18 protein-coding genes, 3 tRNA genes and 1 pseudogene are annotated in these 23,227 nt (G+C 65.6%); 16 read left to right on the top strand and 6 right to left on the bottom strand.

Annotation, left to right across the window (positions count from 1 at the left end):
• The first annotated feature begins 4 nt into the window (after positions 1-4).
• Both IP93_RS08890 and IP93_RS08885 read left to right on the top strand, forming a co-directional pair.
• Entirely contained in the window at positions 5-1,567 is a 1,563-nt protein-coding gene (locus IP93_RS08890) for a PilX N-terminal domain-containing pilus assembly protein (protein ID WP_144814655.1), read from the top strand.
• 8 nt (positions 1,568-1,575) lie between these two features.
• Entirely contained in the window at positions 1,576-3,909 is a 2,334-nt protein-coding gene (locus IP93_RS08885) for a type IV pilus modification PilV family protein (RefSeq protein WP_144814652.1), read from the top strand.
• Between the two features lie 166 nt (positions 3,910-4,075).
• Here the strand turns inward: IP93_RS08885 and IP93_RS08880 are convergent.
• Together IP93_RS08880 and IP93_RS08875 are read right to left on the bottom strand one after the other, a co-directional pair.
• Positions 4,076-4,152: transfer RNA gene (locus tag IP93_RS08880), tRNA-Asn, on the bottom strand.
• Between the two features lie 45 nt (positions 4,153-4,197).
• Positions 4,198-4,899: a GspH/FimT family pseudopilin gene (locus tag IP93_RS08875; protein ID WP_144814650.1), complete on the bottom strand. Its 702-nt coding sequence runs from the start codon at positions 4,897-4,899 to the stop codon at positions 4,198-4,200.
• Between IP93_RS08875 and uvrB the strand changes: the two genes are divergently transcribed.
• The 14 genes from uvrB to IP93_RS08805 all read left to right on the top strand — a co-directional run bounded on the left by uvrB (position 4,898) and on the right by IP93_RS08805 (position 17,276).
• A complete protein-coding gene (gene uvrB, locus IP93_RS08870; protein WP_144814648.1) occupies positions 4,898-6,940 on the top strand; it encodes an excinuclease ABC subunit UvrB in 2,043 nt (680 codons plus the stop codon). The genes IP93_RS08875 and uvrB overlap by 2 nt on opposite strands.
• Before the next feature lie 108 nt (positions 6,941-7,048).
• Positions 7,049-7,123 (top strand) — tRNA-Val (locus tag IP93_RS08865).
• Between the two features lie 99 nt (positions 7,124-7,222).
• Positions 7,223-7,501, top strand: a complete 279-nt coding sequence (locus IP93_RS08860; protein ID WP_144814644.1) for a type II toxin-antitoxin system RelE/ParE family toxin — start codon at positions 7,223-7,225, stop codon at positions 7,499-7,501.
• 8 nt (positions 7,502-7,509) lie between these two features.
• The gene (locus IP93_RS08855) at positions 7,510-7,809 is read left to right on the top strand and encodes a HigA family addiction module antitoxin (protein WP_144814642.1); all 300 of its coding nucleotides are present in this window, start codon (positions 7,510-7,512) and stop codon (positions 7,807-7,809) included.
• 204 nt (positions 7,810-8,013) lie between these two features.
• Positions 8,014-9,915, top strand: coding sequence for a threonine--tRNA ligase (gene thrS / locus IP93_RS08850; protein ID WP_144814639.1), 1,902 nt, complete (start codon positions 8,014-8,016; stop codon positions 9,913-9,915).
• Between the two features lie 57 nt (positions 9,916-9,972).
• The gene (infC, locus tag IP93_RS08845; protein ID WP_144814637.1) at positions 9,973-10,512 is read left to right on the top strand and encodes a translation initiation factor IF-3; all 540 of its coding nucleotides are present in this window, start codon (positions 9,973-9,975) and stop codon (positions 10,510-10,512) included.
• 325 nt (positions 10,513-10,837) lie between these two features.
• Complete coding sequence (gene rpmI, locus IP93_RS08840; protein ID WP_036133974.1) at positions 10,838-11,035, top strand: 50S ribosomal protein L35; 198 nt, start codon at positions 10,838-10,840, stop codon at positions 11,033-11,035.
• A gap of 14 nt (positions 11,036-11,049) precedes the next feature.
• Positions 11,050-11,409 carry a 50S ribosomal protein L20 gene (rplT, locus tag IP93_RS08835; RefSeq protein ID WP_144814634.1) on the top strand — a complete coding sequence of 120 codons (360 nt, stop codon included), beginning with the start codon at positions 11,050-11,052 and terminating at the stop codon, positions 11,407-11,409.
• 155 nt (positions 11,410-11,564) lie between these two features.
• Positions 11,565-12,575 (top strand): phenylalanine--tRNA ligase subunit alpha, encoded by a 1,011-nt coding sequence (gene pheS, locus IP93_RS08830; protein ID WP_144814631.1) that lies wholly within the window; start codon positions 11,565-11,567, stop codon positions 12,573-12,575.
• Between the two features lie 86 nt (positions 12,576-12,661).
• On the top strand, positions 12,662-15,211 hold the full coding sequence (pheT, locus tag IP93_RS08825; RefSeq protein ID WP_144814628.1) for a phenylalanine--tRNA ligase subunit beta: 2,550 nt from the start codon (positions 12,662-12,664) through the stop codon (positions 15,209-15,211).
• A 69-nt stretch (positions 15,212-15,280) separates the two neighbouring features.
• Complete coding sequence (locus tag IP93_RS08820; RefSeq protein WP_036133982.1) at positions 15,281-15,583, top strand: integration host factor subunit alpha; 303 nt, start codon at positions 15,281-15,283, stop codon at positions 15,581-15,583.
• A complete protein-coding gene (locus tag IP93_RS08815; RefSeq protein WP_036133984.1) occupies positions 15,576-15,932 on the top strand; it encodes a MerR family transcriptional regulator in 357 nt (118 codons plus the stop codon). Before IP93_RS08820 ends, IP93_RS08815 begins: the two co-directional genes overlap by 8 nt.
• A gap of 54 nt (positions 15,933-15,986) precedes the next feature.
• Positions 15,987-16,063 (top strand) — tRNA-Pro (locus IP93_RS08810).
• Between the two features lie 178 nt (positions 16,064-16,241).
• Positions 16,242-17,276: a TraB/GumN family protein gene (locus tag IP93_RS08805; protein ID WP_158636313.1), complete on the top strand. Its 1,035-nt coding sequence runs from the start codon at positions 16,242-16,244 to the stop codon at positions 17,274-17,276.
• 56 nt (positions 17,277-17,332) lie between these two features.
• On the opposite strand, the gene dxs is transcribed toward IP93_RS08805, so the two are convergent.
• The 4 genes and pseudogenes from dxs to IP93_RS08785 all read right to left on the bottom strand — a co-directional run bounded on the left by dxs (position 17,333) and on the right by IP93_RS08785 (position 23,206).
• Positions 17,333-19,255 (bottom strand): 1-deoxy-D-xylulose-5-phosphate synthase, encoded by a 1,923-nt coding sequence (gene dxs, locus IP93_RS08800; RefSeq protein WP_144814624.1) that lies wholly within the window; start codon positions 19,253-19,255, stop codon positions 17,333-17,335.
• Between the two features lie 96 nt (positions 19,256-19,351).
• Positions 19,352-20,497: a hypothetical protein gene (locus tag IP93_RS08795; RefSeq protein ID WP_144814621.1), complete on the bottom strand. Its 1,146-nt coding sequence runs from the start codon at positions 20,495-20,497 to the stop codon at positions 19,352-19,354.
• 112 nt (positions 20,498-20,609) lie between these two features.
• A pseudogene (locus IP93_RS08790) lies at positions 20,610-21,185 on the bottom strand (HNH endonuclease); the annotation flags it as partial.
• Between the two features lie 230 nt (positions 21,186-21,415).
• A complete protein-coding gene (locus IP93_RS08785) occupies positions 21,416-23,206 on the bottom strand; it encodes an acyl-CoA dehydrogenase C-terminal domain-containing protein (protein WP_144814616.1) in 1,791 nt (596 codons plus the stop codon).
• Positions 23,207-23,227: the final 21 nt, after the last annotated feature.

Genomic DNA, 23,227 nt, shown 5'->3' with positions numbered 1-23,227 from the left:
ACGTATGTACTCACTAGCATCCAATAGAGCCCGGCACCAGCGGGGCTCGGCGCTGGTAATCGCAATTGTTCTGCTTTTGCTGGCGGCGCTCATTTCAGTTCTTACGTTGAACGTCGGTGCGTTCGAGCAACGCAGTAGCGGTAATGACCTGCGGGCGAAGGTCGTGAAGCAGACCGCGGAGGCGGGGCTGACCCAGGGGTTTGAGTACCTCATGCGCGTCAATCCAGGATGGGCGGACGACACATCAATGTGGGAAGCTTGCTTGGCCGCAGACGAAACGTTTCCGTGCGGTGCCGTACCGGCAGCCGTGCGGGCCTCGATGTTTCGGCTCAAGGCCAACGTCGGGGGCTATGTTGACGCACAGGCTGGTGGCCTTGCCGCTGAGTTGACCCGGCATATGTTGAAGACGGACTCGAATTCAACGGTCGGGGCGTTTGATGTCGCCTATGGCGTGGCGCCGGTGCTTTGCAGAGTGGCGCTTCCGGTTACTGCTACCAACATCAACTGTGCCACGGGCATGGCCAACCTGTCGGATCGGCGGGTGGTGACGTTTGTCAGTGTCGCGCAAATACGAGGAGACTCCGGCAGATCGACCCTAGTTCAAACCGTGGCTCGCAACTCGTTGTTGGCACAAGGAGCTGGCGTCCCTTCGCTGATTGCGACTGGTACCGTGACACCTAACGGCAATGGCGATGTGGTGGCCATGCCCAATGCGGCTGGGCCGGGATTGGACATTTCGATCTGGTCGCGACTGAATGTCGATATGAAAAGCGCATTCGGAACATGCGACCGTCAGACATTTCTTAGTTCTTCAGCTGTTTCGCTGAGCGATCCGGATTGGAGAGAAAAGTCGATCGATGGCGGGTGCCCCAAAAAGGGCGATGAGGGCTGGGACATTCTGGATGTCGACTCCGGTGCTGAGGAGGGTGTCAACAAGAATGTCGTCGCCAGCGAATTTCCTTGCGACCTTTTCGAGTACGCCTTCGGCGTCAAGACATGGACGGACACGAATGGCGACAGCTTCTGTGAAACGAGGCTCCCGCGGGCCAGCGTCGAAATCAACGGGCAGATTGTCAGCCTCTACCCCGACGAGGCGTTTCTTTACGCCAATGCTAGCCAGATCATCGGTGATAACCTGGGCTTGGCCCGCGCCGACCAGATCAAGGCCAATCCAAACGGCAGTAGCTCGGGATTGATCTGGTGCAAGAGCGGTTGTGACAAAGGGCCGCCGGGTAAGCCTGCGGCAGTCGGCAGTCCTGCTAATCCGGTCGTGTTCGTGGCCGATGGGGAAATGCAGACCAATGGCACCATTTTTTACGGCATGGTCTTCATGCGGGATCCAAACGCGAGCGCAAGTTCTTCCACCGGCGGTGCAGCGGCGTTCAAACAGAACGGCAGCAAGGCTGCGGTGTTCGGTAGTGTCTTCATCCAGGGCGCGTTCGTGAACGGCAGTGGTAATGGCCCGATTGTCGGTGACCCGGACATTATGATGGCGCTCAGCAACAACCCGAGTCTGGCGGCATTCAACACCCTGCGCGGCGGCTGGACCGACCGCTATTCCTACTGAGGTTTGCCATGGCTATGCATTGTTTCAGTATGCGCAATAGGCGGCCCGCGGGATTCAGCCTGATCGAGGTCATGGTTGCCGTTGTTGTTCTGGCGACCGGCCTGTTGGCACTTGCTGCCTTGCAGGGGGCTCTGGCCCGGAATTCCGCCGATGCCAAGGCGCGCGGCGCCATCATGGCAGCGCTGAATTCACGCATGAATGATATCCGTCAGGCTCCGCCAGCTGCCGGGCAAACATGGACCACGGCTGATGCGTGGGTTGGCGCTGCTGCAATTCAAGCAGGGGCGAGCGATCTGAAGGTCGAGGAGACGGTGGCGACGTACAGGTGGAATGGTACGGGTTATGTCACGACCGCCGTGACCAATCCGCCATCCTCCTTCACCCGGGCGTCGCTTGAGGCAACCTGGAAGGCAGCCAACGGCGACAGCAGGGTGCTGGGTCTGACGTCCGACGTTAGCGGTAGGATTTATGGGGATGGCAGCGGTTATCCCGTTCCAGATCCGACCGGGTCCGCGTCTAAAAGGCCAATCGTTCGTCAGGGGAATCCGTCGAACACGCCTGGCGTTATCCCGATCGTGACCGGCAACCAAGCGACCGCGGCATCGAACCCGCAGCCGATCATAGTGGGTGCATCCGAAGGTGTTCGAGTGGGAACATCCTTTGATGTGCTGAATTACATTCCGGAAGGTAGCACGGCGCAGATTACCAAGCGCTTTGAAACACAGGTCATCAAATGTCGCTGCAGCTATGGTGCGGGTGGCGGCTATACCGTTGCGGGTGCAGCGCAGTGGCCGGCGGTTTGGGATGGCTCAACATATGCGACCTATGAGGGAACGGGAAATCCGGCTGGCGTGGCGGCGAACGCGGGCGAGGATCCGGACTACGTGGGAAAAGGCAAGAAGGGCAGTGGTCGGTTGCAGAGCGAACAATGCACGGAGTGCTGCCGCGACCATCATGACCTCGCCAGCAATACCAACCTTGAATCGCGCTACGATCCGGAGGCAACCGCGGTCGGGAAGTTCAATGAGGCCGGCGGTGTTCTGACGGCGACATCCAGCGGCGCTTATGTCGCGGCCTGTCGGGTGATGAAGCTGGATGGGATCTGGAAAACCACTGCCGACACGTATCAGCGCCACTACGGCTTGCTGGAGACCCTCTCGGTGGGTGGGGTGCAGGCAAAATCGGGTATTCCGACATCTAGTGCGACGAGCGCCTACCAAACGTTCGTCAAGGATTTCCTCAGCCAGTACACGAGTGCTCTGACGCCCCCCGCGATTGATGCTCAGACGATGTTCGATGAGTCCGCACGTGGGTTGAATGCACCGGCGACGGTAACGATTGCGGCTGCGTCCACCTCCGACTATCGCTACCTGCACGGTCGCGGCTTGTACCTTGACTACCTCGGTAGCGCAGCGCGGCAGGCTATTGGAACGTGTTCGGGCAAGACGGGCGTGGCCTACACGGAGTGTGTGCTACCGATCCTTCCGTTCACCACCATCAACTTGACCGAGATGGCCCGGTGGACTGCAAGTGATACTACGGTTCTCAACGTTAACTCGACCAAGGCGTTGAGCTTCAATGTGACCGAGCCGTTTGGCGGCCGCACGGCCGGTATCAAGACAGGCACCGCCAATAACAACAGCGTGATGAGGACGTCGAATTCGGGTGTCGCGGTCAGCGATGACATCATTGGTGCGGTGGACACGAATGGCGATGGCGCGACGTTGTCCGATTCGCAGTCCTTCCAGGTTGGTGCTGGCACTCCTGACCCCGGCCCAGGAACCGGCGACAAGATCCTTGTTGCGATCTCCGGCGGTAGCTCCTCCGCAACGCCGAAATTTGACCTGCTTGATGATGACAATGTCAATTGCACCTTTGACGAGGAGGAAAAGGCTTGGTCCTGCCCGAGTGACAGCACGTTGCCTGTTGAGGGTACCTTGACCCTGTCGGGATATAATCTGGAGACCCTGGCTGACTATACGTTTAACCCGACCTCAACGGCTGGCTGTACGCGGCAGGTCGGCGATAACGGGAGTATCAGCAGTCCGAACGTCACCATCGGTAGGCCTCAGTTCACAAACTACGAGGTTCTGAGCGTCACCGGAGGTGGAACGCCTGAGGATCCATTTATCGTGACGGATGATGGTAAGTCCGCAGAGTCGACTAAGGTCACGCTTTCCGCGATTCCCAAGTATGTTAAGTCGCCGCGTAGTGGGTTGATTCAGGTCACGCTGCAACAGACCGGTAGTCCTACGCAAGCAACCTTGCTGAGTTGTGTTTACAAGAAGAACGGTAGTAATGCGACAATCGTGTCGATCTCGTGGACGAAGCCTTGGCTGTAGCTAGTTGGATCAAGGGGCTTTGGTGACGTAGTGTTGACTGACCCTTTCGCCCGAACAACAACGTCCGCAACTGCGGGCGTTGTTGTTTGATCTGCGCCGCTGCTGAAATCTAGGGCGCAGAAAACGATAAAGGCCGCGATTGCTCGCGGCCTTTATCGTTCAAATCTGGCGCCCGAAGTTGGACTCGAACCAACGACCCCCTGATTAACAGTCAAGTGCTCTAACCGGCTGAGCTATTCGGGCGGGGACGCATATCCTAGGGGGCGCTGGCCGTCAGGTCAATAGCCGTCAGGCGCCATAAACGCACTGCTGCGCCGCTGCGCTGGTCGGCCGCCCCCAGCGCATCCGCCCGTGATTGGCCAGCACAAACGTCACTGCCTTGCCCGGCCCGCGGTCGTCGCACAGCGTGAACGTAACGTTTGAGCCGGCATTGCCGCCATTGGGCTGAAACACCAGGCGGGTGCGGCCGCCCGTGGTCCACAGCTTGACCCCGCCCGTAAGCGCGGCCTGGCGGTGGATGATGGGTTCATTCGCGTCCCGCCGGCGGTTGCCGTTGAGGTCCGCAAACAACGCCCAGCCCTCTGTCCAGTTGGTGGTGGTGGCGCATTGCTCCACCGAATCGTTGACCGGCCGGCACAGCACCACCTCGGTGCCTGCCAGCGCCGAGTGGCGCACGGCCGCCATGATGGTTTCCAACATCTCCGTCCGCGCCTTGCCGGCGTGCACGGTGGCACGGGCGGACTGCCACGACGGAATCGCGATGCCGGCCAGCACGGCCACCACCGCCATTGCAATCAACGCCTCCAGCAGGCTGAAACCGTTTGCTTCCTTGCGCATATCACTCTCCATATGTTCTGCGGAGCGACAGCTTTCCCGTTCGCACACCTGGCGACCATCGGGCGCGACCGTTGCGTGGTGTAGGACTTTTCCGAACGGCACCGCGGAAACCGCCGCGCTACACTGGGCGGTCGCCCCGCGGTAGTCCTGCATGAACCAGCGCAACGCCCACGACGCCACCGAAGGCCAGTTCCAGCTGGTGGCGCCCTACGCCCCGGCCGGCGACCAGCCGCCGGCCATCGCGCGGCTGGTGGAAGGCTTCGAGTCCGGCCTGGCGCACCAGACGCTGCTGGGCGTGACCGGTTCGGGCAAGACGTACACCGTTGCCAACGTCATCCAGCAGGTGCAAAAACCCACCCTGGTGATGGCGCCCAACAAGACCTTGGCGGCGCAGCTGTACGGCGAGTTCAAGGCGTTCTTCCCGCACAACGCGGTGGAGTACTTCGTCAGCTACTACGACTACTACCAGCCCGAGGCCTACGTGCCGTCATCGGACACCTTCATTGAGAAGGACAGTTCGGTGAACGAGCACATCGAGCAGATGCGGCTGTCGGCCACCAAGGCGCTGCTGGAGCGCCGCGACGCCATCATTGTGTGCACGGTGTCCGCCATCTACGGCCTGGGCGACCCCAACGAATACTTCCGCATGGTGCTGCACATGGTGCGCGGCGAGCGCATCGACCAGCGCGAGTTGATTCGCCGCCTGACCGAGATGCAGTACACCCGCAACGACACCGAGTTGCGCCGCGGCACCTACCGCGTGCGCGGTGAGGTGATCGACGTGCATCCGGCCGAAAGTGACAGCGAGGCGGTGCGCATCGAATTGTTCGATGGCGAGATCGAGTCGGTCACCGCCTTCGACCCGCTCACCGGCGAGACGCTGCGCAAGCTGCCGCGTTACACCATCTACCCCAAGTCGCACTACGTGACCACGCGGCGCACGGTGCTGGATGCCATCGAGGCGATCAAGGCGGAACTGCGCGTGCGCCTGGAGCAGCTGTACGCGGCCAACAAGCTGGTGGAGGCGCAGCGCCTGGCGCAGCGCACCCAGTTTGACCTGGAAATGCTGGCCGAGGTGGGCTACTGCAACGGCGTGGAGAACTACAGCCGCCACCTGACCGGGCACATGCCCGGCGAGCCGCCGCCGTGCCTGTTCGACTACCTGCCGCCCGACGCATTGCTGGTGGTGGACGAGTCGCACGTGACCGTGCCGCAGATCGGCGCCATGTACAAGGGCGACCGTTCGCGCAAGGAGACGCTGGTGGAGTTTGGTTTCCGCCTGCCGTCGGCGCTGGACAACCGGCCGTTGAAGTTTGAGGAGTGGGAGGGGCGTTCGCCGCGTGCAATCTTCGTCTCCGCCACGCCGAGCAAGTACGAGTTGGAGAAGTCGCAGGGCGAGGTGGTGGAGCTGGTGGTGCGGCCCACCGGCCTGGTGGACCCGCAGGTGGAGATCCGCCCGGTGGCCACCCAGGTGGATGACGTGCTCGGCGAGATCAATCTGCGGGTGGCGCAGGGCGACCGCGTGCTGATTACCACGCTGACCAAGCGCATGGCCGAGAACCTGACCGAGTACCTGGGCGAGCACGGGGTGAAGGTGCGCTACCTGCACTCGGACGTGGACACGGTGGAGCGGGTGGAGATCATCCGCGACCTGCGCCTGGGCAAGTTCGACGTGCTGGTGGGCATCAACCTGCTGCGCGAGGGGCTGGACATGCCCGAGGTGTCGCTGGTGGCCATCCTGGACGCGGACAAGGAAGGGTTCCTGCGTTCCACCGGCTCGCTGATCCAGACCATTGGCCGCGCGGCGCGCAACGTGCGCGGCAAGGCCATCCTGTATGCCGACCGGATCACCCGCTCCATGCAGGCGGCCATCGACGAGACCGACCGTCGCCGCGAGAAGCAGCTGGAGTACAACCGTGAGCACGGCATCACCCCGCGTTCGGTGCACCGGCCGGTGGTGGACATCATGGAGGGCGCCCGTGCCGAGCCCGATGCCGCCAAGACCCGCGGCCGCGGGCGCAAGGTGGCGGAGGAGGCGGTGGACTACGCCACCCTGCCGCCGGCGCAGATTGCGGCGCGGATCAAGGAGCTGGAGCAGAAGATGTACCAGCACGCCCGCGACCTGGAGTTCGAGCAGGCCGCGGCGGTACGCGATGAACTGCGCAAGCTGAAGGACGCCGAGCTGGGGGCCTGACTGCAAGGCCGTGGCCCCCACGGAGGACAGGTGGAATTCGGTGCCGGCCCTTGCCGGCCCCGCCCGGACGGTTTACACTGCGCGACCTTCGCCGGGTTACATGGCGACGGGCGGTTAGCTCAGCGGTAGAGCACTACCTTGACATGGTAGGGGTCACAGGTTCGAACCCTGTACCGCCCACCAATTTGGTGACGAAACGGCGTGATCCCCAAGGTCGCGCCGTTTTGCTTTGAGGGAAATGCCCTGTTTGACGTTTAACGTTAAACATTATAAAGTGGTCACATGATTCGGAGCTTCCGCTGCAAGGACACGCAGGCGTTGTTCGAGACCGGCAGGAGCCGACGATTCGGTGCCTTGCTCGGAGTCGCCACGCGCAAGCTCACGCTGCTCGACGCGGCCAGCACCCTTGGGTTCCTGCGGTCGCCGTCGGGTAACCGTCTTGAGGCGTTAAGTGGCGACAGGGATGGGCAGCACAGCATCCGCATCAATGACCAGTTCCGGATCTGCTTTCGATGGACCGATGAGGGTCCAGAAGACGTGGAAATCGTCGACTACCATTGAGGTGCCACATGCTGAAGAACGGTATGCGCCCCGTCCATCCGGGTGAAGTCCTCCGCGAGGATTTTCTCGTTCCGCTGGACATGAGTGCCAATGCCCTGGCCAAGGCGCTGCACGTGCCTGCGCCCCGGATCAACGACATCGTGCGGGAGCGGCGCGGAGTCAGTGCTGACACCGCGATGCGCCTTGCCCGCTACTTCGGGGGGGATGCGCGTTCTTGGCTGAACCTGCAGACCGCCTACGATCTGCGTGTTGCGGAGCTGGCCAAGGGGCGGATCATCGAGCGGGAAGTGTCGCCGGCTGCCGCGTGATGTCAGCCAGTTCCCCGGGCGTGCCATCTGCCGCCGGGATTGGATATGATGGCTCCCCAGTCTTCACGGAAATGAGGTGGCCCGCGCCAATGCGCCGGCCTAGCGTGTGACATGAGCACTACCACCGCCCATCGCTGACCCTCGCGAGGCCCCGCATCCCAGCAGGCGCCCTCGTGGCGCTTTTTTATTGCCCAAAGAATTCCCATGATCGCCATTACCCTCCCCGACGGCAGCCGCCGTGAATTCGACAATCCCGTAACGGTCGGCGACGTCGCCGCCTCCATCGGCGCCGGCCTGGCCAAGGCGGCGCTGGCCGGCAAGGTGGACGGCCAGCTGGTCGACACCAGCTACCGCATCGACCGCGACGCCGAACTGGCCATCGTCACCGACAAGTCCCCCGAGGCGCTGGACATCCTGCGCCACTCCACCGCGCACCTGCTGGCGCAGGCCGTGCAGCGCCTGTTCCCTGGCGCGCAGGTCACCATCGGTCCGGTGATCGACAACGGCTTCTACTACGACTTCGCCTACGAGCGTCCGTTCACGCCCGAGGACCTGCCGGCCATCGAGGCCGAGATGCAGAAGATCGTGAAGGAGGCCCTGCCGGTCAGCCGCAGCGTGAAGTCGCGCGATGACGCGGTCGCCTTCTTCAAGGGCATGGGCGAGGCGTACAAGGCCGAGATCATCGAGTCGATCCCGGCCAACGAGGCGCTGTCGTTGTACAGCCAGGGCGAGTTCACCGACCTGTGCCGCGGCCCGCACGTACCCGGCACCGACAAGCTGCGCAGCTTCAAGTTGATGAAGGTCGCGGGCGCCTACTGGCGCGGCGACCACAACAACGCGATGCTCAGCCGCATCTACGGCACCGCCTGGCTGAACGACAAGGACCTCAAGGCCTACCTGCACCAGCTGGAGGAGGCCGAGAAGCGTGACCACCGCAAGATCGGCAAGCAGCAGGAGCTGTTCCACCTGCAGGAAGAAGGCCCGGGCCTGATTTTCTGGCACCCGAAGGGCTGGTCGGTCTGGCAGGTCGTCGAGCAGTACATGCGCAAGGTGTACCGCGACAGCGGTTACCAGGAAGTGCGCTGCCCGCAGATCCTGGACGTGTCGCTGTGGAAGAAGTCCGGCCACTGGGACAACTTCCAGGAGAACATGTTCTTCACCGAATCGGAGAAGCGCACCTACGCGCTCAAGCCGATGAATTGCCCGGGCCACGTGCAGGTGTTCAACCAGGGCCTGCACAGCTACCGCGACCTGCCGATCCGCTACGGCGAGTTCGGCGCGTGCCACCGCAACGAGCCCTCCGGCGCGCTGCACGGCATCCTGCGGGTGCGTGGTTTCACCCAGGACGATGGCCACATCTTCTGCACCGAGGACCAGATCGAGGCCGAGGTCCGCGCCTTCCACCAGCAGGCGCTGGCCGTGTACGAGGCCTTCGGCTTCTCCGACATCCAGATCAAGATCGCGCTGCGTCCGGACTCGCGCCTCGGTGACGACGCCACCTGGGACAGGGCCGAGGGCGCGTTGCGTTCGGCGTTGAGCGCGGCGGGCGTGGAATGGGAGGAACTGCCCGGCGAGGGCGCGTTCTACGGCCCCAAGATCGAGTACCACCTCAAGGACGCGATCGGCCGCACCTGGCAGCTGGGCACCATGCAGGTCGACTTCATGATGCCGGGCCGTTTGGGGGCCGAGTACGTGGACGAGCACAGCCAGCGCCGCCACCCGGTCATGCTGCACCGGGCCATCGTCGGCTCGATGGAGCGTTTCATCGGCATCCTGATCGAGCACCACGCCGGCCAGTTCCCGGCCTGGCTGGCGCCGGTGCAGGCGGTGGTCATGAACATCACCGACGCCCAGGCCGATTATGTGGCCGACGTCCGGAAATCCCTTGCAAATCAAGGCTTCCGGGTCGAGGCGGATTTGCGGAACGAAAAGATCGGCTATAAAATCCGCGAGCACACCCTGCAGCGCGTGCCCTACCTGCTGGTCGTCGGCGACCGCGAGCGGGACAATGGCGAGGTCTCGGTGCGTACGCGGGGAGGGGAAGACCTTGGGACGATGTCCGTCGTCGATTTCGCCTCGCGTTTGCAGGGTGAAGGCGCCCGCTAGGCGCTGCGTGTAACCTAACAGGCCCGTCCCGCCGGAGCGCGGGGCGGCACGATCCATATCGGAGATTGCAACATCAGTACCCCTGAGAAGCCCAACCGCAAGAACCAGGAGATCCGCGTACCCCGCGTGCGCGTGATCGGTAGCGACGGCGAAATGGTCGGCGTGCTTTCGCGCGACGAAGCGCTGCGCATGGCCGAGGACGAGGGTCTGGACCTCGTCGAGATCCAGCCGAATGCTGATCCGCCGGTCTGCAAGGTCATGGACTTTGGCAAGTTCAAGTTCGACCTGCAGAAGAAGGCGAACGAGGCCAAGAAGAAGACCAAGCAGGTCGAGATCAAGGAACTCAAGTTCCGGCCCGTGACCGACGAAGGCGACTACCAGATCAAGCTGCGCAACATGCGCCGCTTCCTGGAGGAAGGCGACAAGGTCAAGGTCAACATCCGCTTCCGTGGCCGCGAGATGAGCCACCAGGAGTTGGGTCGCGAGATGGCGGCGCGGATCGAGGCGGACCTGGGCGAGGACATCGTGGTCGAGTCGCGGCCGCGGCTTGAGGGCCGTCAGATGGTCATGATGATTGCGCCGAAGAAGAAGCAGTAAGGGTTGAGGGGGCGGCTGCCGGGTATCTCGGTCATTCGCTTCCCGATACTCGCTCGGTGACCGAGATACCCGGCAGCCGCCTCCGAACCGTGAGGCGGCTGTTTCTTTTTCTGGACGCCCTTGATTTCAAAGGGAAAGATTGCAATCCCCCGCCACCCCCGCCATAATGTGCGGCCCGGTTCGCCGGGTTAGTTGTATGCAGTAGCACGGACCCGTCGGGGTCTTCCTTGGAAGATCAACGACTTACAGCCGGCAAGGGCAGGAAGGAAAGCGTGGCGCCAGCCACCGCCCAGGCCAGTGACCTAACATCCGAAAGGACATCGCAATGCCCAAGATCAAGAGCAGCCGTGCGGCAGGCAAGCGCTTCCGCAAGACGGCATCCGGCAAGTTCAAGTGCGGCCACGCCAACCGCAGCCACATCCTCACCAAGAAGGCGACCAAGCGTAAGCGCAACCTGCGCCAGACGAACCACGTCCGTGCGGAAGACGCCGGCCGTATCACTCGCATGCTGCCGTACGCCTAAGGGAGGACTGAGAAATGGCACGAGTCAAGCGTGGCGTGCAAGCGCGCCGTCGTCACAAGAAGATCCTGAAGGCCGCGAAGGGCTACTACAACGCCCGTCGCAAGGTTTTCCGCGTCGCCAAGCAGGCGGTCACCAAGGCGCTGCAGTACGCCTACATCGGCCGCAAGCAGAAGAAGCGCAATTTCCGTTCGCTGTGGATCACCCGCATCAACGCGGCCGCCCGCATCAACGGCATGAGCTACAGCCGCTTCATGAACGGCCTGATGAAGGCCGGCATCACCCTGGACCGCAAGGTGCTGGCGGACATCGCCGTGCACGACGCCGACGGCTTTGCCGCGCTGGCGGAGAAGGCGAAGGGCGCGCTCGCGGCGTAATTTGTCGCAGGCCGCGGACGGTGGTGCACCCAGGTGCCGGTCCTGCCGCAGGTCGAAGACAATGAAGTACACGCATGGGGAAGGGCGCAAGTCCTTCCCCATTGCTTTTTGCGGCGCTGGAAATGGCGCCATGCTTTCTTGAGGTTCGATGGGACATGAGTGGAATCGAATCATTGACGCAGCAGGCGCTGGCCGACATCGCCGCCGCGTCCTCGCCCGAGGCAATCGAAGCGCTGCGCGTTTCACTGCTGGGCAAGTCCGGCAGCGTGACCGCGCAGCTCAAGGCGTTGGGGGCATTGCCCGCGGATCAGCGCAAGGCCGCCGGCGAGGCGATCAACAAGGCGCGTGACGTGCTGGGCGATGCGCTGGCGCAGCGCAAGACCGCGCTGGACGATGCCGCGCTCGACGCACGCCTGGCCAGCGAAACCATCGACGTGACGCTGCCCGGCATCAACGGCGCGCGCGGTGGGCTGCATCCGGTCAGTCGCACGCTGGAGCGCATCGTCGACATCTTCGGCCGCCTCGGTTTCGAGCTGTCCACCGGTCCGGAGATCGAGGACGACTGGCACAACTTCGAAGCACTGAACTTCCCGCCGCACCACCCGGCGCGCGCGATGCACGACACGTTCTATTTCGAGGACGGTCGCCTGCTGCGCACGCATACCTCCGGCGTGCAGGTGCGCTACATGCTCGACGCGGTGGCCGCGAAAAGCGGGCCGCCGCTGCGCATGATCGCCGCCGGCAAGGTGTACCGCAGCGACAGCGACCAGACCCACACGCCGATGTTCCACCAGGTCGAAGGCCTGCTGGTGGACGAGCACGCCAGCTTCGCCGACCTCAAGGGCACGCTGGCCGAGTTCGTGCGCGCGTTCTTCGAGCGCGATTTCGAGATGCGCTTCCGCCCGAGTTACTTCCCCTTCACCGAGCCGTCGGCCGAAGTGGACATCGCCTGGCAGCAGGCCGATGGTTCCACGCGCTGGCTGGAGGTGCTGGGCTGCGGCATGGTGCACCCCAACGTGCTGCGCAATGTCGGCATCGACCCGGAGAAGTACACCGGTTATGCCTTCGGCCTGGGCGTGGAGCGCTTCACCATGCTGCGTTACGGCGTGGACGACCTGCGCAGCTTCTTCGAAAGCGATATGCGGTTCCTGAAGCAGTTCGCCTGATCCGACCGGCGTAGGGCGGGCTCGGGCTCGCCATCCCGCGATAGAACGTTGGTGGGCTACCGTCCACCCCACGGACAACAAACGACATGAAATTCTCCGAAAACTGGCTGCGCCACCACGTGCCGACCACCGCCTCGCGCGACGAGCTCGCCGCCACGCTGACCGCGATCGGCCTGGAGGTGGAAGAAGTCACCCCGTTGGGCGAGTCGCTGGATGGCGTGGTCGTGGCGCAGATTGTCAGCGCCGAGAAGCACCCTGAGGCTGATCGCCTGCAGGTGTGCCAGGTAGACACCGGCAATGGAACGGTGCAGATCGTGTGCGGTGCGCCGAATGCGCGCGCCGGGCTGAAGGCGCCGCTGGCACACGTGGGCGCGGTGTTGCCGGGCAACTTCACCATCAAGCCGGCCAAGCTGCGCGGTGTGGAATCCGCCGGCATGCTGTGCTCGGCCAAGGAACTGCAGATCGACGTTGACGCGTCGGGCCTGCTGGAACTGCCGGCCGATGCGCCAGTGGGCACCCCGCTGGCCGGTTACCTCGGCCTGCCGGACGCCAGCATCGAGATCAAGCTCACGCCCAACCGCGCCGACTGCTTTGGCGTGCGCGGCATCGCGTATGACGTGGCGGCGGCGTGCGGCAGCGAAGTGGCGCATTTCGATGCGACGCCGATGCCGGCGCTCAACAACGAAACGTTGGCGATCGAGCTCAATGCCGGTGCGGACGCGCCGCGCTATGTCGCCCGTGTGATCGAAGGCGTGAACGCCGCGGCCACCACGCCGGTGTGGATGGCCGAGCGTCTGCGCCGCAGCGGCATCCGCCCGCTGTCGTTCCTGGTGGACGTGACCCAGTACGTGATGATCGAACTGGGCCAGCCGATGCACGCGTTCGATCGCGACCTGCTGAAGGGGCCGGTCCGCGTCCGCCATTCGCGCAAGGGCGAGACGCTTAAGCTCCTGGACGGCCGCGACGTGACGCTGGATGAGCCGTTCGTGGTCATCACCGACGCCGACCGCGCCGTGGCGCTGGCCGGCATCATGGGTGGCTTCGACACGCGCGTCACCGACGTTACGAAGAACGTGTTCCTGGAGTCGGCGCACTTCGCGCCAGCGGCGATCATAGGCCGCGGCCGCAAGCTGGGCCTGCACACCGATGCCGGCCACCGCTTCGAGCGCGGCGTGGACCCGGAGCTGCCGCGCATCGCGATGGAGTACGCCACCCGCCTGATCGTGGAAGTGGCCGGCGGTGCGCCTGGCCCGGTGGTCGAAGCCACGCTGCCCGAACACCTGCCGCAGCCGCAGCCGATCGTGCTGCGCCGCGCGCGCCTGGCCCGCGTGCTCGGCCTGCAGGTCGCCGATGCCGAGGTCGAGCGCATCCTGCGCGCGCTGGGGCTGGCGGTGGAGCCGTTGGCTTCGGTCGAAGGTGCCGCGGCGATCGCCTGCGGTGTCGGCATTGCCGACAGCGCGGACGACGCGGATGCGACGACCGCGTCCCGGTCCTGCGACGGCGGCACGGCTGCGACCGTGCAGGGCTGGCGAGTGACCGCGCCCAGCCGCCGCTTCGATATCGCCATCGAAGAGGACCTGATCGAAGAGATCGCCCGCATCCACGGCTACGACCGCATCCCGACCACGCTGCCGGCTGGTGCCGCGCGGCTGGTGGCGCCGACCGAGACGCGCGTGGACGAGTTGACCGTGCGCCGGCAGGTGGCCGCGCGCGACTATCTGGAAGCGATCAACTACGCCTTCGTCGATGCCGCGTTGCTGACCCGCTGGGGTCTGGTGGAAGGCGCGGTGCCGCTGGCCAACCCATTGAGCGCGGAGCTGGGTGTGATGCGGCCCTCGCTGCTGCCGGGTCTGGTTGCCGCGCTGGGCCGCAATGCCGCGCGCCAGCAGGGACGCGTGCGGCTGTTCGAACTGGGCAACGTGTTCACCGCCGACGGTGCGAAGCCGTGGGTGGGTGGTCCCGCCGCGCATGGCATCAGTGCTGGCGCCGCCGCCCCGCTGCATACCCTGCGCATCGCCGCGGTGGCATGCGGTGCCGCGGGGGCCGAGCAGTGGGCCGCCAAGGCCCAGCCGGTGGGCTTCCACGACTTGAAGGGTGACCTGGACAGCCTGGCCGCCGTGGCCGGCGCGCGTCTGGAATACCGCGCCTCGCAGCCGGGCTGGGCGCACCCGGGCCGTTCGGCCGACGTCTACCGCATCGGTGACGATGGCGCCGCCATGAAGCTGGGCTGGATCGGCCAGCTGCACCCGCGCTTGCAGCGCGCCCTGGACCTGGACGTGGATGTGGTGGCCTTCGAGCTGGACCTGGCGCCGCTGCTGGCCCGCGCCCTGCCGCGCGCCTGCGGGCAGTCGCGCTTCCCGTCCGTCCGCCGCGACCTCGCGTTCGTCGTGCCGGAGGCCGTGGAATGGGGCGCCATCGCCGCCACCGTGAAGGCCGCCGCAGGCCCGTCGCTGCGTGATCTGGTGCTGTTTGACCGCTACCAGGGCAAGGGCGTGGAAACCGGCTTCAAGAGTCTGGCTATGGGCTTGATTTTGCAGGAAGAAAGTCGCACGCTCACCGATCAGGACGTGGACGCGGTAGTGGCATCGGTGACCCAGGCCATCGATGCCGCCCACGGCGCCAGGATCCGCGGCTGACACTGTCGCACGCAGTTGCAATACCGCTGGTCCGGACGGCGTCCGGGCCAGCGTAAACAGGGGAACGATGTGGCTTTGACCAAGGCTGAAATGGCCGAGCGCCTGTTCGACGAGGTCGGACTCAACAAGCGCGAGGCAAAGGAGTTCGTCGATGCGTTCTTCGACGCGCTCCGCGAGGCGCTGGAGCAGGGCCGGCAGGTGAAACTGTCGGGCTTCGGCAACTTCGACCTGCGCCGCAAGAACCAGCGGCCCGGCCGGAATCCGAAGACCGGCGAGGAGATTCCGATTTCGGCGCGTACGGTGGTGACGTTCCGTCCCGGGCAGAAGCTCAAGGAGCGCGTCGAAGCCTACGCTGGAGGTGTGAATGCTTGATCCCGGCAGCAACCGCGAACTTCCGCCGATCCCGGCCAAGCGCTACTTCACCATCGGTGAGGTCAGCGAGCTGTGCGACGTCAAGCCGCACGTGCTGCGCTACTGGGAGACGGAGTTCCCTTCGCTGAATCCGGTCAAGCGCCGCGGCAACCGCCGCTACTACCAGCGCCACGAGGTGCTGATGGTGCGGCAGATCCGCGGGCTGCTGTACGAGCAGGGCTACACCATCGGCGGCGCCCGCCTGCGGCTGGAGGGCGAGTCGGCGAAGGACGAGTCCGCGCTGAGCTCGCAGATCATCAAGCAGGTGCGGATGGAGCTGGAAGAAGTACTGCAGCTGCTCAAGCGCTGACGAAAAACGGTTATACTTTCCGGCCGCCGCGAGGCGGGACATTGCAGGTTCAGTCGGGGCGTAGCGCAGCCTGGTAGCGCATCTGCCTGGGGGGCAGAGGGTCGTCGGTTCAAATCCGGCCGTCCCGACCAACTTGCACATCGCGAACAGCGGCCTTCGGAGCAATCCGGGTCGCTGTTTTCGTTTTGGGGTGCTTCCTCCCAGGTTTACGGCAGCCGTCCCGCCGGTACGCACGCAGGCGCGATTCGATTGAACTTTCGCATGGCTCGCCATGTCACACCCGGCTTCATGGATGGGAACGGAGTCTGTATGCGGAACGTAGGACGTGCGGCGCTGCTGTGTCTGCTGGTGTCGTCGGGAAGTGCAATGGCGGATGCGCAGCCCGGGCAGCCGGTGCCCCCGCCAGCTGCCAGCGCACCATTGCCCATCGTGGATGCTGCGCCGGTACCGGTGAACGGCCTGAAGGCCGGCCCCGGCTTGTGGCAGGTACGCAAGGGCGACAACACGCTGTGGGTCTTCGGCACCGTGTCGCCGGTTCCCAAGGGACTGGAGTGGTATTCGCCGCAGGCCGAGCGCGTGCTGGCGCGCAGCAGGCAGATCATTGGTGCCCCGCACGTGGCGGTATCCGTCGGAATGGGTGGCATGTTCCGTGCGGCGTTTGCCATGCCGACGCTGCTCAAGGCGCGCAAGAACCCCGACGGCAAGACGTTGCGGGACGTGTTGCCCGCGCCCCTGTATGCGCGCTGGACACAGCTGCGGCAGCAGTACCTGCCCAAGGACGACGACATCGAGGAGCTCCGTCCGTCGTTTGCGGCAAGCAAGTTGTATGGGGCGGCGCTGGAGCGCGCCGGGCTGGTCGGTGCCGGCGCGGTTTACGAGCGCATCGGTGCGGTGGTCAAGCAGCACGACGTCGAACGCGTCAGCACCTCGGTGAAAACCGAAGTGAAGGACGTCAAGGGCGCGGCGAAGACCGTCATCCGTTCGCGGGTGGACGAGACGGGTTGCGTGCGTGAGGTGCTGGACAAGCTGGAGCACGACGTGGCCCAGGCGACGCTGCGTGCGAACGCGTGGGCCGAAGGCGATGTTGCGACGCTCTCGGCGTTGACGCTGGCCAACCGGCGGCGTGAATGCGACGACACCTTCTTCGAAAGCGAACTGGCCGCGGAACTTGGCCTTGCCGATGGCCGCGCGCGCTCGGAAGCCCAATGGCTGAAGGCGGTGGACACGGCGCTTGAGCGCAACCGTGACACCTTCGCGGTGTTGCCGATGGACTCGATGCTGGGTGAAACGGGCTGGCTCGAGCGCCTGCGTGCGCGGGGCTACGAGGTCGTCGCGCCGGAGTGACGGGCAGCGGGGGGGGGGCGCCGCGCATGGGCCCCGCCGGGATCGGGGCGCGCCTCTCAGCCCACGGCGCTGTGGTGTGCCGCCCCTGAAGCGAGTTGCGGCCAGCGCGCCAAAACCGAATGGCGGATGCCGGCGGCGTCCAGGCCGGCCTCCGCGAGCAGCTGCTCACGACTGGCATGGTGCTGGAACGCATCCGGCAGGCCCAGGTGCAGCACGGGCATCGTGATGCCTTCGGCGGCCAGCAGCTCGGCCACGCCGCTGCCGGCGCCGCCGGCCACCACGTTGTCTTCCAGGGTGACGAATCCGTCGTGGGCCTTGGCCAGCGACAGGAGCATGTCGCGGTCCAGCGGCTTGACGAAGCGCATGTTGACCACGGTCAGGCCCAAATCCGCGCCGACCTGTTCGGCGGCCGGCACGATGGCGCCAAACGCCAGCAGCGCAACGCCGTGGCCTTCGCGCCGCAGCTGCGCCTGGCCGATCGGCAGTGGTTGCAGTTCCGCCTGCACCGCCACGCCGGGGCCCGTGCCGCGCGGATAGCGCACCGCCGCCGGGCCCGGGTGCAGGTGGCCGGTGGTGAGCATCTGCCGGCACTCGTTCTCGTCGGCCGGTGCCATCACCAGCATGTTGGGCACGCAGCGCAGGTAGCTCAGGTCGAGGTTGCCGGCGTGGGTGGCGCCGTCCGGGCCGACCACGCCGCCGCGGTCGATCGCGAACAATACGTCGAGGCCCTGGATGGCGACGTCGTGCACCAGCTGGTCGTAACCGCGCTGCAGGAAGGTGGAGTAGATCGCGACGACGGGCTTTACGCCTTCGCAGGCCATGCCCGCGGCCAGGGTCACCGCATGCTGCTCGGCGATGGCCACGTCGAAATAGCGCTGCGGGTACTCCTTGCTGAAGCGCACCAGGCCCGAGCCTTCGCGCATCGCCGGGGTGATGCCCATCAGCTTGGGGTCGGTGGCGGCCATGTCGCACAGCCAGTCGCCGAACACATCGGTGTAGGTGGGCTTCTTCGCGCCGCCCTTGCTGACCATGCCTTGCGCCGGGTCGAACGGGCTGACCGCGTGGTAGCCGATCTGGTCGCCCTCGGCGAGTTCGTAACCCTTGCCCTTGGTGGTGATGATGTGCAGCAGCTGCGGACCCTTCAGGCCCTTGAGCGTCTTCAGCGCGCCGACCAGCGCGTCCATGTCATGGCCATCGATGGGGCCGGTGTAGTGGAAGCCGAGCTCCTCGAAGAACGTGGACGGCAGCACCATGCCCTTCCACTGCTCTTCCCAGCGCTTGACGAAGCGCGCCGGCGCGCCGTGCTTGTCGCCCAGCAGTTTCTTGCCGCCCTCGCGGATGGCGTTGAGCGTGCGGCTGCCGGAGAGCCGGCCGAGCATGCGCGTGACGCCACCGACGTTCTCCGAGATCGACATCTGGTTGTCGTTGAGGATCACCAGCAGGTTGGGCTCCTCGCCGCCGGGCTGGTCACCCATGCCACCGCCGTGGGCGAGCGCTTCGAAGGCCATGCCGCCGGTGATCGCACCGTCGCCGATCACCGCCACGACCTTGCGCTCGTCGCCCATGCGCTGCAGGGCGATCGCCATGCCCAGCGCGGCGGAGATCGAGGTCGACGAATGGCCGACGCCAAAGGTGTCGTACTCGGATTCCTCGCGCTTGGGGAACGGCGCCACGCCATCCTTCTGCTTGACCGTGCTGATCGTGTCGCGGCGGCCGGTGAGGATCTTGTGCGGGTAGCACTGGTGGCCGACGTCCCAGACCAGGCGGTCGGCGGGGGTCTCGTACAGCCAGTGCAGGGCCACGGTGAGTTCGATCACGCCAAGGCCAGCGCCGAAATGCCCACCGACCTTGGCCACCTGTTCGATCAGGTAGGCGCGCAGTTCATCGGCGATCGCCGGCAGCTCCGACTCCGGGAACTGGCGCAGGTCGGCAGGCAGGGCAATGCGCGACAGGCGCGGATAGCGTTGCGGATCGATCATCACATCGCAGTATGACGGTAAGCCGGTCATTGTCCCGCGACGCCGGAGGCCGGGCAAGGCATACCGCCCCGTACGCCGGGGCGGCAAGGCGATGGTTCAGCGGCCGCGAAGGCGCCCGAACAGCCCACCGGATTTACCGGTATCCGGCTCGGGGTCGGGTTCGCGGTAGGGCTCGGCGAAGCCGGTGGCCAGGTTCGCATTGACGAAGTCATTGACCTCTTGCCACGCGACGCCGCTGGCTTCGGTGATATCGGCCAGGGTGGCCGGTCCCTTCATCATCACGGTGGCGATGCGGAAGTGCTTGGGGTATTCGCGCTCGGTCTGCGGCCACTTCAGCAGGCGGAAGCGGTCGTTGGGGTCGTAGCCTGTCGCCAACGTACCGTTGCCGCTGAGCAGGCTGCCGAACCACACCAGGCGGGAGAGCGGCTGCGCGCCTCCCAGCGAGGCGGTGTCGTGGTCCCATGCAGCCTCGTTGACCGGCTCGAAACCCTCGGGATCCATGGCCTGCGCGAAGAGCTCGGTCAGCGGCTTGAGCGAAGTCGGTCCGTGGTATGTCTGCTGGTCGCTGTCGATCAACACCGTCACGTTGCCGCTGCGGATGCGACCACGGCCCTTGAGCCGGCCAGACGCAAGCCACTCGAGCAGCGTCGTGGCGATGGGGGACGGGGGCGCTGCCGCGGCCGGCGGGCTGGTGGGGATCGGCTCTGATTCCGGCTGCCGCTCCGGCTGCTGCTCCCGCTCCGTCTCCGTCTCCGTCTCCCGCTCGGGTTCGGACCCGGATCCCGCCGCAGGGGCCTGCCAGGGCGCGGAGGGGATGGAAGCCGCCAGATCCGTGAAGTATTCCGGCGACAACGGGGATGGCGCAATTGCCTCGATCTGCGCCGCCTCGGGGACAGCGGCCTGGGGCTGGGGCTGGGGTTGGGTAGCCGGCTGGTCGCTGGCACCGGCGATGTCCCGCAGGATGGTCGCCAGGCCCTGGACCGAAATGGGGCGCTCCAGGCGGTAGTCGGTCTGGGTACGCGCGGCGGTCGTCAGGCCGATGACCTTCTTGTCCGCGGCATGCAGCCGCAACCAGCTCATGGGGCCGTACAGGGTATCCATGTCCACGACCACGTAAGTCGCGTCCCCTTCCGGCACCAGCGACCAGGCACCGGCCATGTCCGCGTTGGCTTCGGAGAACGCGCTTTTGAGCGTGGTTTCGGTGGCCGGATCCATGCCGGTCAGGCCAAGCGTCAGGGACATCTGGATTACCCGCTGCGGATTGATTCGGTCGAGTGTTGCGGAGGCACGGGCAATCGTCAACGCGGGCGAAGCGTCGCAAGTGTGTGTGGAGGGGCGGCTTTGCCGGGGGCGCTCAGGCCTGTGAGCGCGCGTTGCGTGGCAACTGGTTCTTCAGGAAGGCCATCTGGTCGGCCAGGATGTTGCGGTTGGAGAGGATCAGGTGCTCGATCCAACTGGGCCGGTAGGGCACTGCCAGCAGCGGCATGTCGGCCTGCTGGGGGGTGCGGTTGCTCTTGCGCGAATTACACGGGAAGCAGGCGGCGACGACGTTTTCCCAGGTGTCGCGCCCGCCTTTCGACACCGGCAGCACGTGGTCGCGGGTGAGGTGGGCGCGACCGAAGCCTCGCCCGCAGTAAAGGCACAGGTAGCCGTCGCGTGCGAACAGCGCCGGGTTGCTCAGTGCCGGCGTGGGCGACAGTGCGCGTGCGTGCGGGCGCCCTCGGGCGGCGACGATCGGGTGCAGGGCGATGAGGCTGCGCTCACCGGTGCGGCGGCAGGTACCGCCATGCACTTCCATGCAGGGATCACCCAAGGTCCAGGCCACGGCCTCGCGCGCGTACAGGCAGGCGGCATCCTGCCAGTTGATCCAGTCCAGGGCGCGGCCGTGCGCGTCCAGGGCCAGCAGGCGGACGGCGTTGAGCTGTTCGATGGGGTTGCGCGGCACGATGCGCGGAGTGAAGCGGGGACCATCCGGATCACGCCACCCGTGGTCGGCGAGCGTTCCGGATTGGACAAGGCGCAGGATCGCTCTGTCTGTCTCCATTGGAGACCAAGGATATACGCCTTTGGTGACGATTTCGCTACCCCCGCGCCATGTCCGGAGGCCACGTTGCGCGAAGCGCGGACGGGCAGTCCCGGTCCGCGCTTCCGGTCCTGCGTTCAGGCGTCGAACGCGTCCGCGTCCAGCGTGGTGAGCGTGCCGGCGCCACTTTCGATGGCCGCGGCATGGGCCAGCGTACGTGGCAGGAGGCGCGCGAAATAGAAGCGGGCGGTCTCGCGCTTGCTCGCCTTGAACGCCTCCGACTGCGACGACGCCTCGCTGGCGGCCACGCTGCGTGCCCACCAGTAGGCCAGCACCACGTATCCCGAATACATCAGGTAGTCGTAGGCGGCGGCGCCCACCTCGTCCGGGTTGGCCGCAGCGCGCTGGCCGATCTGCTGGGTGAGCTGCTGCCACTGGGTGGCCTGCCCGCGCAGCGGGTCGATGAACTCGCTGACGGCCGCGTTGCCGGCGTTTTCCGCACAGAACCGATCGACCATGGCGAGGAACGCGCGCAGCCCGGCGCCCTTGAGCTGCATGATCTTGCGCCCCAGCAGGTCCAGCGCCTGGATGCCGGTGGTGCCCTCGTACAGCGTGGTGATGCGTGCGTCGCGCGCCAGTTGCTCCATGCCGTGCTCGGCGATGTAACCGTGCCCGCCGAAGCACTGCAACGCGTTGTACGTGCATTCCACGCCCCATTCGGTCAGGCAGGCCTTGACGATGGGGGTGAGGAAGCCCGCCAGCGCGTCGGCCTGCTCGCGTTCGGCGGCGTCGGTGGAGGAGCGGGCAATGTCGAGTTGCACGCCGGCGTGGTAGGACATCACGCGGCCGCCTTCGATCAGCGCCTTGCAGGTCAACAGCATGCGGCGCACGTCGGGGTGCACGATGATCGGGTCGGCGGGCTTGTCCGGGAACCTCGGACCGGACAGGGCGCGCATCTGCAGGCGCTCCCGGGCGTAACGCAATGCGTTCTGCTGCGCGCGCTCGGACAGGCCCAGGCCCTGCAGGCCCACGCCCAGGCGCGCGGAGTTCATCATGGCGAACATGCCCACGAGGCCCTTGTTGGGGTCGCCGACCATATAGCCCTCGGCGCCATCGAAGTTCATCACGCAGGTGGCCGAGCCGTGGATGCCCATCTTGTGTTCCAGGCTGCCGCAGCGCACCGCGTTGCGCTCGCCCTGGGTGCCGTGGTGGCCGACTTTGAACTTGGGGACCACGAACAGCGAGATGCCCTTCACTCCGGCGGGGGCGTCAGGCAGGCGTGCCAGGACCAGGTGGACGATGTTGTTGGTCAGCGCGTGCTCGCCGGCCGTGATGAAGATCTTGGTGCCGGTGACGGCGTAAGTGCCATCGGCGCGCGGCTCGGCGCGGGTCTTGAGCAGGCCCAGGTCGCTGCCGCAATGGGGTTCGGTGAGGCACATGGTGCCCGTCCAGCGCCCGTCCACCAGCGGCTTGAGGAACGCTTCGCGCTGCCAGTCGGTGCCGAAGTGCAGCAGGGCCTCGGTCGCGCCATGCGAGAGCAGCGGGAAGTTGCCCCACGCCAGGTTGGCGGAGTTGATCATCTCCTTGAGCGGGAAGCCCAGCGTCTGCGGCATGCCCTGGCCACCGAATTCCGGCGGTGAGTTGAGGCCGGTCCAGCCGCCGTCCACGAACTGGTCGAAGGCCTGCTTGAAACCGGTGGGCACGGTGACGTCGCCGCTGGCCTGGTCCAGCGTGCAGCCCTCGCGGTCGCCCACGGCATTGAGCGGCGCGAGCACCGTTTCGGTGAAGCGCGCGGCTTCGTCGAGGATCGCATCGACCACGTCGCGGGATGCCTCGTCGAAGCCCAGGCGCTCGAACTCCGCGTCGGCGCCGATCACATCGAACAGGGCGAAGCGGATGTCGTTGAGGGGGGCTTTGTAGCTGCTCATGTCAGGCCGATGCCGATGGGA

It is taken from the genome of Aerolutibacter ruishenii (genome assembly GCF_007830115.1).
Classification (GTDB): domain Bacteria; phylum Pseudomonadota; class Gammaproteobacteria; order Xanthomonadales; family Xanthomonadaceae; genus Aerolutibacter; species Aerolutibacter ruishenii.
The sequence above is the reverse complement of the archived record's forward strand: the minus strand, read 5'-3'. Positions and strand labels throughout refer to the sequence as shown.

Bases quoted from the DNA above. Each gene is read 5' to 3' on its own strand.
- pheS (WP_144814631.1), top strand. From the start codon at position 11,565: ATGAGTGGAATCGAATCATTGACGCAGCAGGCGCTGGCCGACATCGCC.
- pheT (WP_144814628.1), top strand. From the start codon at position 12,662: ATGAAATTCTCCGAAAACTGGCTGCGCCACCACGTGCCGACCACCGCC.
- dxs (WP_144814624.1), bottom strand. From the start codon at position 19,255: ATGATCGATCCGCAACGCTATCCGCGCCTGTCGCGCATTGCCCTGCCT.
- IP93_RS08890 (WP_144814655.1), top strand. From the start codon at position 5: ATGTACTCACTAGCATCCAATAGAGCCCGGCACCAGCGGGGCTCGGCG.
- IP93_RS08860 (WP_144814644.1), top strand. From the start codon at position 7,223: ATGATTCGGAGCTTCCGCTGCAAGGACACGCAGGCGTTGTTCGAGACC.
- IP93_RS08855 (WP_144814642.1), top strand. From the start codon at position 7,510: ATGCTGAAGAACGGTATGCGCCCCGTCCATCCGGGTGAAGTCCTCCGC.
- thrS (WP_144814639.1), top strand. From the start codon at position 8,014: ATGATCGCCATTACCCTCCCCGACGGCAGCCGCCGTGAATTCGACAAT.
- IP93_RS08795 (WP_144814621.1), bottom strand. From the start codon at position 20,497: ATGTCCCTGACGCTTGGCCTGACCGGCATGGATCCGGCCACCGAAACC.
- rpmI (WP_036133974.1), top strand. From the start codon at position 10,838: ATGCCCAAGATCAAGAGCAGCCGTGCGGCAGGCAAGCGCTTCCGCAAG.
- IP93_RS08785 (WP_144814616.1), bottom strand. From the start codon at position 23,206: ATGAGCAGCTACAAAGCCCCCCTCAACGACATCCGCTTCGCCCTGTTC.
- IP93_RS08805 (WP_158636313.1), top strand. From the start codon at position 16,242: ATGCGGAACGTAGGACGTGCGGCGCTGCTGTGTCTGCTGGTGTCGTCG.
- IP93_RS08885 (WP_144814652.1), top strand. From the start codon at position 1,576: ATGGCTATGCATTGTTTCAGTATGCGCAATAGGCGGCCCGCGGGATTC.
- IP93_RS08875 (WP_144814650.1), bottom strand. From the start codon at position 4,899: ATGCAGGACTACCGCGGGGCGACCGCCCAGTGTAGCGCGGCGGTTTCC.
- rplT (WP_144814634.1), top strand. From the start codon at position 11,050: ATGGCACGAGTCAAGCGTGGCGTGCAAGCGCGCCGTCGTCACAAGAAG.
- uvrB (WP_144814648.1), top strand. From the start codon at position 4,898: ATGAACCAGCGCAACGCCCACGACGCCACCGAAGGCCAGTTCCAGCTG.
- IP93_RS08815 (WP_036133984.1), top strand. From the start codon at position 15,576: ATGCTTGATCCCGGCAGCAACCGCGAACTTCCGCCGATCCCGGCCAAG.